Raw genomic sequence first — 13,839 nt, forward strand, 5'->3', positions numbered from 1 at the left:
CCGCAACATCTCTGCTTGGAGAATGGCCGTCTGATGTGTCAGGGTCTAGCGTTCGTTTGAAACGCTGAATTCCGGGGCCCTATGGCAATTCTGGCAGCCGTCTATCACCTGACCCATTACAAATACGACCGGCCGGTGGTGCTCGGTCCTCAAATCATCAGGCTTCAGCCGGCGCCGCATTCCCGCACCAAGGTGCTGAGCCATTCGCTGAAGGTCGAGCCGGCGAACCACTTCGTCAACCTGCAGCAGGATCCCTACGGCAACTTCCTCGCCCGCTTCGTGTTTCCGGAACCGGTGACGGAGCTCAAGATCGAGGTCGATCTCGTCGCCGACATGACGGTCTACAATCCGTTCGATTTCTTCGTCGAGCCGTCCGCCGAGACGTTTCCGTTCGAATATCCGGAAGAGATCTGCGACGACCTCGCCATCTACCGCACGCCGGAGCCGGCGGGACCGCTGCTCTCGGCCTTCCTGAAGACCATCGACCGCAGCGCGGAGAATACGGTCAATTTCCTCGTCGATCTCAATGCCAGGCTGCAGCGCGAGATCGCCTATATCGTGCGCATGGAAACCGGCGTGTTCTCGCCGGAGGAGACGCTGGCCGCGGCCAAGGGATCGTGCCGGGATTCGAGCTGGCTGCTGGTGCAGATCCTGCGCAATCTCGGCATCGCCGCGCGCTTCGTCTCCGGCTATCTGATCCAGCTCAAGCCTGATCTCGTTGCGCTCGACGGTCCAGCCGGTACATCCGTCGATTTCACAGACCTGCACGCCTGGTGCGAGGTCTATCTTCCGGGCGCCGGCTGGATCGGCTTCGATCCGACCTCGGGCCTGCTCACCGGCGAGAGCCATGTGCCGTTGGCGGCAACGCCGCATTTCCGCAATGCGGCACCGATTTCCGGCATGGCGAGCTTCGCCAATGTCGAGTTCGGCTTCGAGATGCGGGTCGATCGCATCGCCGAGCATCCGCGCATCACCAAGCCGTTCTCCGACGAAAGCTGGCAGGCGCTCGACGCGCTCGGCAACAAGGTCGATGCCGTACTGACGGCCGGGGACGTGCGGCTGACCATGGGCGGCGAACCGACCTTTGTGTCGATCGACGATTTTGAATCCGCCGAGTGGAACACCGCCGCCGTCGGGCCGACCAAGCGCGAAAAGGCCGATGCGCTGATCCGAAGGCTGCGCGAACGCTTCGCGCCTGGCGGCTTCCTGCATTATGGCCAGGGCAAATGGTATCCCGGCGAAAGCCTGCCGCGCTGGACCTTTTCACTCTACTGGCGCACCGACGGTCAGCCGGTATGGAGCGACCCGTCGCTGATCGCGCACGAAAAGAGCGCGGCCGACAATGTTGGCCCGCAGCAGGCGGAAAACCTGCTGACGGCGATCGCCGGTGAGCTTGGCATCGACACGTCCATGGTCAGCGAGGCCTATGAGGATCCGGCCGAGTGGCTGCTCAAGGAAGGCAAGCTGCCAGAGAATGTCGATCCGTCGAACTCCAAGCTGGAAGACCCGGAAGAACGCAGCCGCATGGCCAGGGTGTTCGAGCGCGGGCTGACCAAGCCGTCGGGCTATGTGCTGCCGGTGCAGCGGTGGAACAGCCAGGCGTCGGACCCTCGCTGGCGGTCCGAAAAATGGACGACGCGGCGCGGCCGGCTGTTCCTGGTGCCAGGCGATTCACCGGTCGGCTATCGGCTGCCGCTCGGCACGCTGCCTTATGTGCCGCCTGCGCAATTCCCTTACATCGTACCGGTGGACCCGTCGCTGCCGCGCGGCCCGTTGCCCGCGCGTGAAGCCATGCTGCCAGGGCCCGCGCCAGCCGAGCTTGAAGGCGCCGACGAGATGGCGCGGCGCCAGCAGGCTGCCTCATTTACCGCCGCGACCGGACAGCAGGACCGGGTCGAGCAGGAGATTACCGAGATCGGCGGCGCCGTGCGCACGGCGCTCTCCGTCGAGCCGCGCGATGGACGGCTATGCGTCTTCATGCCGCCGGTCGAGGCGCTGGAGGACTATCTCGAACTGGTTGCCGCCGCCGAGAATGCAGCTAAGGCCATAGGTCTTCCCGTGCATATAGAGGGCTATGGCCCGCCGCATGATCCGCGCCTCAACGTCATCCGCGTGGCACCCGATCCCGGCGTCATCGAGGTCAACATCCATCCGGCTGCCAATTGGCAGGACTGCGTGGCGACGACAACGGCGATCTACGAGGAGGCGCGGCTGACGCGGCTTGGCGCCGACAAGTTCATGATCGACGGCCGCCATACCGGCACCGGCGGCGGCAACCATGTGGTGGTCGGCGGCGCGACGCCCAATGACAGTCCGTTCCTGCGCCGGCCCGATCTGCTGAAGAGCCTGGTGCTGCAATGGCAGCGGCATCCCTCGCTGTCCTATCTGTTCTCCGGCCTGTTCATCGGACCGACCAGCCAGGCGCCGCGCTTCGATGAAGCGCGTCACGATTCGCTCTACGAACTCGAGATCGCCATGGCGCAGGTGCCGCATCCGAATACCGGCTCTGCACCTCTGCCGTGGCTGGTCGACCGGCTGTTCCGCAATTTGTTGACCGATGTCACCGGCAACACGCACCGCTCGGAAATCTGCATCGACAAGCTGTTTTCGCCGGACGGTCCGACAGGGCGTCTTGGGCTGGTCGAATTCCGCGGCTTCGAGATGCCGCCCAATGCGCGTATGTCGCTGGCACAGCAATTGCTGGTCAGGGCGATCATTGCTCGCGCGTGGAAAAACCCGCTCGACGGGCGCTTCGTGCGCTGGGGCACCTCGCTGCATGACCGTTTCATGCTGCCGCATCATGTCTGGGCGGATTTTCTCGATGTGCTGGACGACCTCAACCTCAATGGCTTCAAATTCCGTCCGGAATGGTTCGACGCCCAGCTCGAATTCCGCTTTCCCTTCTGCGGCGAGGTCCAGCATGCTGGCATCAAGCTGGAGCTGCGGCAGGCGCTGGAGCCGTGGCACGTCATGGGCGAGCAGGGGGCCATCGGCGGCACCGTGCGCTTCGTCGATTCCTCGGTCGAGCGGCTGCAGGTCAAGACCGAGGGTCTCAACCCCGAGCGTCATGCGATCGTCTGCAATGGCCGGATCGTGCCGATGAAGGTTACCGACAACCGCGAGGTCGCGGTGGCGGGCGTCCGCTTCAAGGCCTGGCAGCCGGCCTCCGGTCTTCATCCGGCGCTGCCGGTCAACACGCCGCTGGTGTTCGACATCTATGACCGCTGGTCCGGCCGGGCGGTCGGCGGTTGCGTCTACCACGTCGCGCATCCCGGCGGGCGCAATTACGACACCTTCCCGGTCAACGGCAACGAGGCCGAGGCACGGCGGCTCGCCCGCTTCGAACCGCGCGGCCACACGCCATCGGGCTATGTGCTGCGCGAGGAACAACCGGCGGAAGATTTCCCGATGACCCTTGACCTTCGGCGGCCGGCAAGACTCTGATCAGCGATGGCAAAGGGGAATCACAGAAGGGTACGCGGCAAGCCGCAGACCCACAGCCTGCTGGAGCACTACCAGCCGATTGACGGCGTCGTCGACGAGATGGTTGATGCCTCGGGCAATCCCCGCCCGGTCTGGAAGCATTTCATCGAGGCGCTCGACGAACTCGGCGCCGAAAGGCTCGGCCAGCGCTTCGCTCGCGCCGACCAGTATCTGCGCGATGCCGGCGTCTATTACCGCGTCTATGACAAGGCCGGCGCCATTGAACGCGAATGGCCGCTGGCGCATGTGCCGCTGCTCATCGAAGACGCCGAATGGGCCGAAATCAGCGCCGGCCTCGTCCAGCGCGCCGAGCTGTTCGAGGAAACCATCGCCGACATCTATGGGCCGAACCGGCTTGTCGAAAAGGGCATCCTGCCGGCGGGGCTGATTGCCGCCAGCCCGGAATATTTGCGGCCGGTGGTCGGCACCAGGCCGGCCGGCGGCCATTTCCTGCATTTCTGCGCCTTCGAGCTTGGCCGTGGACCAGACGGAAGCTGGTGGGTGCTGGGCGACCGCACGCAGGCGCCGTCCGGCGCCGGTTTCGCGCTGGAGAACCGCGTCGCCACCACGCGCGCACTGTCCGACATCTATGGCGAGATGCATGTGCATAGGCTCGCGGGCTTCTTCCGTCGCTTCCGCGATGCGCTGATCGGCATGGCCAAGGAAACCGACGGCCGCGTCGCCATCCTGACGCCGGGGCCGCTCAACGAAACCTATTACGAGCACGCGTATATCGCCCGCTACCTCGGCATCATGCTGCTCGAAGGCGAGGACCTGACCGTTTCCGGCGGCCGGCTGATGGTCCGCACCGTGTCGGGCCTGATGCCGATCAGCGTGTTATGGCGACGGCTCGATGCCGCTTTCGCCGATCCGCTGGAACTGAGATCGGATTCGCAGATCGGGACGCCGGGGCTGGTCGAGGCGATCCGCAAGGGTGCGGTTGCGACGGTCAATGCGCTGGGTTCGGGGCTGATGGAAACGCGGGCGCTGCTCGGCTTCCTGCCCAAGATCGCGCGCGAGCTGCGCGGGGAGGAACTCAAGTTGCCCAGCGTGGCGACATGGTGGTGCGGGCAACAATCCGAACGCGCGCATGTGCTGGCCAATATCGACCGCATGGTGATCGGCCCGGCACTATCGACGAGGCTTGCCTTCGAGGATGACGGCCAGACCAAGCTCGGCTCGGCGCTGTCGGCCGGAGAGCGGGCGGAGCTAGTGGCGCACATCGAACGCGAGGGCGGCGCCTTCGTCGGCCAGGAAGCGGTGACGCTTTCGACGACACCGGTCTATGTCGGCGGTTGGCTGGAGCCGCGGCCAGCGAGCCTGCGCGTCTATCTGGCGCGCACGCCCGAGGGCTGGACGGTGATGCCGGGCGGTTTTGCCCGCGTCGGCCTGTCGCTCGACCCGACGGCGATCGCCATGCAGCGCGGCGGCCAGGCGGCCGACGTCTGGGTGGTCAGCGACCGGCCGGTGGAGCGCGAAACGCTGCTGCCGCAGGAGGGCGACAGTTTCAACCGCACAAGGCCAGGCAGCCTGCCCAGCCGCGCGGCGGAAAACCTGACCTGGCTCGGCCGCTACATCGAACGCTCGGAAGACACGGTGCGCATCCTGCGCGCCTATCATGTGCGGCTCGCCGAGACGTCCGATCCGGACATGCCGCTGCTGGCCGACATCAGGGATTATCTCGAACCGTTCGGCATCGACGTCGAAACGGCTATACCGTCGGGACTGATCGGTACGCTGGACAGCGCCGTCTACAGCGCGGGCCAGATCCGCGACCGCTTCTCGCCGGATGGCTGGCTGGCGCTCAAGGACCTGTCGAAGACCATTCATCAGTTCGCAACGACGGTGGCGCCGGGCGATGACGCGACGCGGGCCATGACCGTCATCCTGCGCAAGCTTGCCGGCTTCTCCGGCCTGCTGCACGAGAACATGTACCGCTTCGCCGGCTGGCGCTTCCTCGAGATCGGCCGGCGGCTGGAGCGCGGCATCCAGATCGCCCGCACGCTCGCCCGGCTGACCAGCACCAAGGCGCCGGACGGGGCGCTCGACATGATGCTGGAGATCGGCGACAGCGTCATGACCCATCGCCGGCAATATCCGGTGCAGGCAGGCCGTCGCACGGTGATCGATCTTCTGGCGCTCGATCCGCTCAATCCGCGCTCTATCTTGTTCCAGCTCGAAAGGCTGAAGGCCGAGATCGGCCTGTTGCCCTCGGTTGGCGGCGAGGGGCATATGTCGCCGGCGGCCAAGGAGATCCTGCAGCTCAACACGGCCATCGCCATCAAGGAGCCGTCGGACATGACGGCAAAGGCTCTGGACGATCTCGCCAGAGAGATAGGCGGCCTCTACAGCAGCCTTTCGAAGGCCTATTTCGGCTAGGCCCCAGATCGCACGGTTTTGCGACAGGAACTCGGGCCAAGACAAGAAAAGTAGGGCATGCTTTACGACATCAGGCTTCATCTCCACTACGACTACGCAGCCGCCGCCGGCGGCGGCCGCCATCAGATCCGTGTTCTGCCGTCGACGATTTCCGGCGTGCAGCGCGTCATCGCGGCGTCCCTGTCCTTTGCGCCGGCGCCCAATGAACGGTCGGATTTCTCTGACTTCTTCGGCAACTGCGTTACCTCGATCGCCTTTCGCGATGCGCATGACGCGCTCGACATCAGGATGAGCGCGCGCGTTTCGGTGTCGAGGCCCGAGCCGGGGCTCGATGTGTCGCCCGATATCGGCCGGCTCAGGCAGGAACTCGCCGCGGTGCGGTCGTTGGCGTCTGCCTCGCCGCATCACTTTCTGACTGCCAGCAGCCACGCGGGCATCGATGCGGCGATCACCGCCTATGCGCAGGACAGCGTCGGCAACTCGGCCGCCGGTACGGCGATGACCCTGTGCGAGCGCATCCATCGCGACTTCACCTATGATGGCGAGGCGACGACGGTGCGGACCCGGGCCAGCGATGCTTTCAAGCTGAAACGTGGGGTCTGCCAGGATTTTTCGCACATCATGATCGCCGGTTTGCGCGGGCTCGGCATTCCGGCCGGCTATGTCAGCGGCTTCCTGCGCACCATTCCGCCGAAGGGGAGGCCACGGCTGGAAGGCGCCGATGCCATGCACGCCTGGGTCAAGGTGTGGTGCGGGCGCGACGCCGGCTGGCAGGAGTTCGACCCGACCAACGGCATGCGGGCCAGCAACGACCATATCACGGTCGGCTTCGGCCGCGATTATTCGGACGTGGCACCGATCGTCGGTGTGTTGAAGACCACCGGCGGGCAGGTCGGCGAGCAGGCTGTCGACGTCATTCCGGTCGCCCTCGAAAAGGCATGAGGCGGACCGAAACAGGAGGCGCACCCTGTCGCTGCAAATGCGGGTGGATGAAGCGGCTTCTCAAACATCGAAGGGGCCGCTATTCTATGTTCGTTTCGAGGGGACAATCATTATACTGCTAGAGCGCGCAGGCGCGGGATTTTGTAATTGAAAGCGGTCAGCGTCGTCATTCCTGCCCACAACGCGTCGGCTACCATTGGGACAACGTTGGCGTCGCTGCGAGGCGAGGCGGAGGTCATCGGCGAGGTCCTGCTGGTCGACGACGCATCGACGGACGACACGGCGGCGGTCGCACGGCAGGCGGCGGCACAACTGTCGCTGCCGCTACGCGTGTTGCCGGCCGACTGCCGCGATGCCGGTGGCGCCCGCAACGCGGCGCTGGCGCAGGCGCTCCATCCCTGGGTGTATCTGATCGACGCCGACGACCTGCATCTTCAAGGTGGATTGCGCGCGCTGCTGCGGCAGGCGCAGAGCCAGCCGAAAGCCGACATGATCGTTGGCGCCTACCGCCGACGCGTGAATGGCCAGGACCGGCAGATCAAGGTGCCGAACGGCTATCAGGACGCCTGCCTCGCAAACGCTTCGGCCTATGTCAAAGGCGACATACGTTCGGTGGCCGTGGGCAGCGTGCTGGCATCCCGGCGCCTGATCGGCGAAACACGGTTTCCGGTCAGCCTTGCCTATGACGAGGACACGCTGTTCTGGGCGCGGCTGATGAGCAAGGCGTCGCTGGCCATGATTCCGCAGCCCGTCATGGTCTATGAGGTTTCGCCGGCCCGTTCCGACGATCGTTTCGCGATCAACCCGGTGCGGCGCTTCCTGGAGTGGCGCCATGAATTGCGCAAACTCACCGATTGCAGCATCCCGGTCTCGGCGCTGAAGACCAGGGAGGGGCTTGTCGCCCTCAAGATCGCGCGCGTCCACTATGCACGCGGCGACCTCGACACCGCCGCGCGCTTCCTGGCGGTAGCCGCGGCCGCGCCGAAGCGGCGGTCGGAAGCCTGGCGCTGCCTGCGCTACAGGCTGAAGCTCGCCGTGCGATGCCGTCTCTCGGCACCACGGATAGAACTGCAAAGCGCCCTCTAACTCTTTCTTTTTGACGCAATTCCCAAAGGGAAAGCGCTGCGCTTTTCCGGGAAACCGTTTCATACTTTTCCTGGAATTGCTCTGGATTCCCCGCATCTCGCCGGCCGACGGATGTCGGTTGCCATCGACTTTGCGGCCGGCGGTGGAACCAGCGGTCAGCCAACGGCTTATCTACGGATATTTGGCGTGGAGCGGTCATGCTGCAGAGATCCGGATTATCGCGCGGCACGTCGGCCGACAGCGGCGCTGTGCCGAAAAACGGGGCGCAAACCTCGGCCGAACACGCCGCGCTGACCTATGTCAGCGATGCCGAGCCCGGTATTCGCCGGCTGAAGGCAGGCAAGGGATTTTCCTACAAGGGACCTGACGGACGACCGGTCTCGAATGCCGCGAGGGCGCGTATCAAGGCGATCGTCATTCCGCCGGCCTGGACGGATGTCTGGATTTCGCCCGACGCGAACGGGCATATCCAGGCGACCGGAAGGGATCAGCGGGGGCGCAAGCAGTATCGCTATCATCCGCAATGGGCCGAAGAACGCGACAGCGCCAAATATTCGAGCCTCGTCGCCTTCGCCGAAAGCCTGCCGGAGCTGCGGCGCACCATAGACAGCGACCTGCGCCGTCACGGCCTGCCGTTCGAGCGTGTCGTCGCCGCTATCGTCTGGCTGCTCGACAACACGATGATCCGCGTCGGCAATGCCGCCTATGCCCGCGACAACAAGAGCTTCGGCCTGACGACGTTGCGAGACTGCCATGTCGACATCAAGGGATCGAGCCTGCGCTTTGCGTTCAAGGGCAAATCCGGCAAGGAATGGAAACTGAAGCTGGTCGACCGCCGCATCGCCGGCATCGTGCGCGGTGCGCAGGATCTGCCGGGCCAGAAGCTGTTCCAGTATCTCGACGAGGAGGGCAACAGGCGTCCGGTCCGCTCCGACGATGTCAACCGCTATATCAGGGGCGCTGCCGGCGATGCGTTCAGCTCGAAACATTTCCGCACATGGGGCGGCACCATCCATGCCGCGTCGCTGTTTGCGCAGACGGAATTGCCCGAAAGCCAGGCACAGCAAAAGCGGGTGATGAACAGCGTCATCGACAAGGTGGCCGAGCGGTTGGGCAACACCCGCGCCGTCTGCCGAAAATGCTATATCCACCCGCGGGTCTTCGAAGCCTGGTCACAGGGGCGCCTACTTGCCGAAATGGCCGAAGCCAACAGGCACAAGCGTTCCATCGACGGTCTCGACGAGGAGGAAGCGCTCGTGCTGAGATGGTTGAGGGCACATGAAGGTTGATTGCGGTTGCCAGCGGCGGCAAATCCAAAGCCGTCGGATTTTTTTATCGACGTCATGTCGGGATCGGTCTTACTGTTTCGTCCTTTGATACAGAAAAGGACCGCCCATGCTTTATGCCATCCTCTGCTATGCCTCCGAAGACGTCGTCTGCTCCTGGAGCAAGGAGCAGGACGACAAGGTCATGACCGATCTCCTCGACGTTCAGCAGAAGTACGCCAATGCCGGCCGGCTCGGCCCGGTGGCGCGGCTTTTGCCGACGACGGCGGCGACGACGCTGCGGAAGGTCAAGGGCGAATCGGTCGTCATCGACGGGCCGTTCGCCGAGACCAAGGAACAGTTCCTCGGCTTCTACACGCTTGATTGCGCCGATCTCGACGAGGCGGTCGAATTCGCGCGCGAACTCTCCGAGGTCAACCCGAGCGGCGGTTCCTACGAGATCCGGCCGGTCTCCATTTTCAATCCCACCAAGGTTGCCGTATGACCGAACTTGCCTGGATCAGCTCCGCGATCAGTGCCGCCCGCCCGCAGGCGATGGGCGCGCTGCTGCGCTATTTCCGCGATCTCGACACCGCGGAGGAAGCTTTCCAGGATGCCTGCCTCAGGGCGTTGAAGAACTGGCCGCAGAACGGGCCACCGCGCGACCCGGCGGCCTGGCTGATCTTCGTCGGCCGCAACAGCGGCATCGACGCGGTGCGCAAGCGCGCCAAGCAGGCGCCGATGCCGGAAGAGGACCAGATCTCCGATCTGGAGGATGCCGAAAGCGATATCGCCGAGCGGCTGGACGGCGCGCATTACCGCGACGACATCCTGCGGCTGCTGTTCATCTGCTGCCACCCTGATTTGCCCGCGACACAGCAGATCGCCGTCGCGCTACGTATCGTCTCCGGTCTCACCGTCAAACAGATCGCGCGCGCCTTCCTGGTCGGCGAAAGCGCAATGGAACAACGCATCACCCGCGCCAAGGCACGCATCGCGGACGCCGGCGTGCCGTTCGAGACGCCGGGCGCGGTCGAGCGCTCGGAACGGCTGGCTGCGGTGGCGGCCATGGTCTACCTGATCTTCAACGAAGGCTATTCGACCAACAGCGGCGAGGCGCCGGCCCGTGCGCCGCTCTGCGAGGAGGCAATCCGGCTGGCCCGGCTGCTGCTCAGGTTGTTCCAGACCGAACCGGAGATCATGGGGCTGACGGCGCTGCTTTTGCTGCAGCATGCGCGGGCGCCGGCCCGTTTCGACCAAGACGGCGAGATCGTGCTGCTCGAGGACCAGGATCGCGGCCTGTGGAGCCGCAAGATGATCGATGAGGGGCTGGCGCTGGTCGACAAGGCGTTGCGCCATCGCAAGCCGGGTCCCTATCAGGTGCAAGCGGCAATCGCGGCGCTGCACGCCCGGGCTACGAAGGCCGAGGATACCGACTGGGTGGAGATCGACCTGCTTTACGGCCTGCTCGAACAAATGCAGCCATCGCCGGTGGTGACGCTCAACCGCGCGGTTGCGGTCTCCAAGGTGAGCGGCCCGGAAGCAGCCCTTGCCATGATCGAACCGCTGGAGCCGAGGCTTTCCGGCTATTTCCACTTCTTCGGCCTCAAGGGCGGGCTGTTGATGCAGCTCGACCGGGGCGACGAGGCGCGCATCGCTTTCGACCGCGCCATCGCGCTTGCCAATACGGCTGCGGAAGCGGCCCATATCCGCATGCATATCGACCGCTTGATGAAGGACGGCGCCGTGCGCGCGCCGGCAAAAAAGGCCAACTAAGCTCCGTCTGCCTGGCTCAATCGTGCAGGTTGGGCTTGGACCATGCCGGGGTGGCGATTTCCCCCTGAAACGCGTAATGCCACGCCATGACTGTGCCCGAGATGCCAGCCGGCACGCGGGAACGTGGCGCGAAGCTCTGACCGAAGCCATCTGAGCGACGGGATCTGAAAGGGACAAAAATGACGATAGCGAAGGAAACGGCCGAACTTCTGGCGAAACTGGGTGTCGCCAAGGACGCGCTTGTTGGCGGCGACCTGATCGTGCGCAGCCCGGTGACGGGCGAGGAGATCGCGGCGCTGAAGACCATCTCGCCGACTGAGGCGGCCAAGACCATCGATGCCGCGCACAAGGCATTCCAATCCTGGCGGCTGGTTCCGGGTCCGAAGCGCGGCGAACTGGTGCGCCTGCTTGGCGAGGAACTGCGTGCGCATAAGGCCGAGCTCGGCCGGTTGGTGTCGATCGAGGTCGGCAAAATCCCGTCCGAGGGCCTCGGCGAAGTGCAGGAGATGATCGACATCTGCGATTTCGCCGTCGGTCTGTCCCGGCAATTGTACGGCCTGACCATCGCCACCGAGCGTCCAGGCCACCGGATGATGGAAACCTGGCATCCGCTTGGCGTCGTCGGCGTCATTTCGGCCTTCAACTTCCCGGTCGCGGTGTGGTCGTGGAACGCAGCGCTGGCGCTGGTCTGCGGCGACGCGGTGGTGTGGAAGCCGTCGGAGAAGACGCCGCTGACCGCACTTGCCTGCGAGGCGATCTTCAAACGCGCCGTCAAGCGCTTCGGCGCGGACGCGCCGCAGGGCCTAGCGCCGGTGCTGATCGGCGATCGGGCGGTCGGCGAGATCCTGGTCGACCATCCCAAGGTGCCGCTGGTTTCGGCCACCGGCTCGACCCGCATGGGCAGGGACGTCGGGCCGCGCCTGGCCAAGCGCTTCGCGCGCGCCGTGCTGGAACTCGGCGGCAACAATGCCGGCATCGTCTGCCCGACGGCGGACCTCGACATGGCGCTGCGTGCGATTGCCTTTGGAGCGATGGGCACCGCTGGCCAGCGCTGCACGACGCTGCGGCGCTTGTTCGTGCATGACAGCGTCTATGACGCCTTGGTTCCACGTCTGAAGAAGGCATACGAAAGTGTGTCGGTCGGCAACCCGCTGGAGACCTCTTCGCTGGTCGGGCCGCTGATCGACAAGGCTGCCTTCGACAACATGCAGAAGGCCTTGAAGGAAGCGGTGTCCCATGGCGGCACGGTGACTGGCGGCGTGCGGGTCGAGAACGATCATCCGGACGCCTACTACGTGCACCCGGCGCTGGTCGAGATGCCGAAACAGGTCTCGCCGGTGACAGAAGAGACCTTCGCGCCGATCCTTTATGTGATGAAATATTCGGATTTCGATACCGTGCTCGACGAGCACAACGCGGTTGGCGCCGGCCTGTCGTCGTCGATCTTCACCCGCGACCTGCAGGAATCCGAGCGTTTCCTTGGCGTCGACGGTTCGGACTGCGGCATCGCCAACGTCAATATCGGCACGTCGGGGGCCGAGATCGGCGGCGCGTTTGGCGGCGAAAAGGAAACCGGCGGCGGCCGCGAGAGCGGCTCCGACGCGTGGAAGGCCTATATGCGGCGCGCCACCAATACGGTGAACTATTCGAAGGCGCTGCCGCTTGCCCAGGGCGTCTCGTTCGACATCGATTGAGCTTGCCGACCAAGGCCCGTGTCAGTGTGCTCGGCGAGCATCAATCGACACGGGCTTTGGCAAGGCGTTGGCGATGATGGCCAGCTTGACCGCGTCCCTCTCGCGCGGCGCCTCTCAGGTGCCGGCTTGCGATGGCGGGAAGCAAGCTTTGAAGGCATCGTCGACGACGGCCAACTTGGCGGCCTGGACGGTCATGTATTCCTCGTAGAATCCGTGTGATACCCACATCACCGAATGGCCTCGCTGGCCGAGCCAGCCGATGCTGCCGAGTTCCTCGGCGGTGCGCAGTTTGCGGCCGAGATGGGTCCGCGACAGCTTGAGCCATTTGGCGAAGTCGCCGATCGCAACCACGCTGGTCGGAATCCGCTCCAGGTCGGCATGGTCGGGATCGATGCCTGACATCAGCCAGTCCATGACGATGCCGCCATTGTTGAGCCAGATGAACAGCGAAAAGGTCCGGTTGGGTTCGCGCACCGGCTTCGAGGCAAGCAGGCCGTCAGCCACCAGAGGCTGCAGCGTGGCAAGCATGTCGGGCCGGTCCAGGTATCTGGCCAGCCGGTCGCCCCCATCGATATAGTCAAGCGTGCGTAGATGGGCGATCACCCAGCCGGTGAATCTCTCGATGGTGGCCGCCGTCGGTTGCAGGGGATGGGTGCGGCCATCCCCACCCGCCACATACTCGGCGATGTTGTAGTGCAGCATCTCCTTGATGAAGGCGTCCGCAGTGTTGCGGCTGGCTACCTCGTTCTTGTGCACGACCTCGATGAAGCGCGATACGGTCAGGTCCTTGCGGCGGTCGTTCGGGTCGCGCCTGAAGTGCATGGCCAGGCCGACATGACCCAACAGCCAGCGCTGCTGCGTGGCAAAAATGGACGCTAGCCGTGGGCTCTCCTCATAGATTCGGATCAGCGCCTTCGACTGTTCTTGAACGTAGCGGTGCAGGGCCGGATGTCGGGCTATGTCTTCCAGATTCAGCGCTGGTCTCCTGATGCTTGAATCAAACTCGCATGGCGAAGTTACGTTTCCCATTTTCCAGTCTTCAACACTTGTGTCCAGACGTACCAATTGCGGAGAACTGGGCCAACCAAGGCATGGAGCTACGGCGATGGGTCATGATCCAGTCCGCTAACTGATTGCTAGGGCTTGGAAAACCCCTTCCAATAATAGTCAGCCGAACGGCCGCCCGTTTAATTGACCTTCATGAGGGACAGGCT

The 13,839-nt window shown here is 64.4% G+C and carries 9 protein-coding genes; 8 read left to right on the forward strand and 1 reads right to left on the reverse strand.

The genetic code is table 11. The features are described 5' to 3' along the window. Positions 1-81 precede the first annotated feature (81 nt). The 8 genes from AC0NIH_RS09925 (at position 82) to amaB (ending at position 12,625) form a co-directional block, all read left to right on the forward strand. Positions 82-3,444 carry a transglutaminase family protein gene (locus tag AC0NIH_RS09925; protein WP_473465162.1) on the forward strand — a complete coding sequence of 1,121 codons (3,363 nt, stop codon included), beginning with the start codon at positions 82-84 and terminating at the stop codon, positions 3,442-3,444. Between the two features lie 6 nt (positions 3,445-3,450). Continuing rightward, positions 3,451-5,862: a circularly permuted type 2 ATP-grasp protein gene (locus AC0NIH_RS09930; RefSeq protein WP_473465165.1), complete on the forward strand. Its 2,412-nt coding sequence runs from the start codon at positions 3,451-3,453 to the stop codon at positions 5,860-5,862. Positions 5,863-5,919: 57 nt separating this feature from the next. Further along, the gene (locus AC0NIH_RS09935) at positions 5,920-6,804 is read left to right on the forward strand and encodes a transglutaminase family protein (protein ID WP_473465167.1); all 885 of its coding nucleotides are present in this window, start codon (positions 5,920-5,922) and stop codon (positions 6,802-6,804) included. Positions 6,805-6,951: 147 nt separating this feature from the next. Continuing rightward, the gene (locus AC0NIH_RS09940; protein ID WP_473465169.1) at positions 6,952-7,890 is read left to right on the forward strand and encodes a glycosyltransferase family 2 protein; all 939 of its coding nucleotides are present in this window, start codon (positions 6,952-6,954) and stop codon (positions 7,888-7,890) included. Positions 7,891-8,087: 197 nt separating this feature from the next. After that, positions 8,088-9,179 carry a DNA topoisomerase IB gene (locus AC0NIH_RS09945; protein ID WP_473465172.1) on the forward strand — a complete coding sequence of 364 codons (1,092 nt, stop codon included), beginning with the start codon at positions 8,088-8,090 and terminating at the stop codon, positions 9,177-9,179. 106 nt (positions 9,180-9,285) lie between these two features. Beyond that, positions 9,286-9,660 carry a YciI family protein gene (locus tag AC0NIH_RS09950; protein WP_023765714.1) on the forward strand — a complete coding sequence of 125 codons (375 nt, stop codon included), beginning with the start codon at positions 9,286-9,288 and terminating at the stop codon, positions 9,658-9,660. Further along, positions 9,657-10,931, forward strand: coding sequence for an RNA polymerase sigma factor (locus AC0NIH_RS09955; RefSeq protein ID WP_023778441.1), 1,275 nt, complete (start codon positions 9,657-9,659; stop codon positions 10,929-10,931). The genes AC0NIH_RS09950 and AC0NIH_RS09955 overlap by 4 nt, the downstream gene beginning before the upstream one ends. A 179-nt stretch (positions 10,932-11,110) precedes the next feature. Next, entirely contained in the window at positions 11,111-12,625 is a 1,515-nt protein-coding gene (amaB, locus tag AC0NIH_RS09960) for an L-piperidine-6-carboxylate dehydrogenase (protein ID WP_473465176.1), read from the forward strand. A 114-nt stretch (positions 12,626-12,739) separates the two neighbouring features. On the opposite strand, the gene AC0NIH_RS09965 is transcribed toward amaB, so the two are convergent. Next, complete coding sequence (locus AC0NIH_RS09965) at positions 12,740-13,654, reverse strand: hypothetical protein (RefSeq protein ID WP_023765711.1); 915 nt, start codon at positions 13,652-13,654, stop codon at positions 12,740-12,742. Between the last annotated feature and the right edge of the window lie 185 nt (positions 13,655-13,839).

The sequence above is a fragment of the Mesorhizobium sp. WSM1386 genome (genome assembly GCF_055901595.1).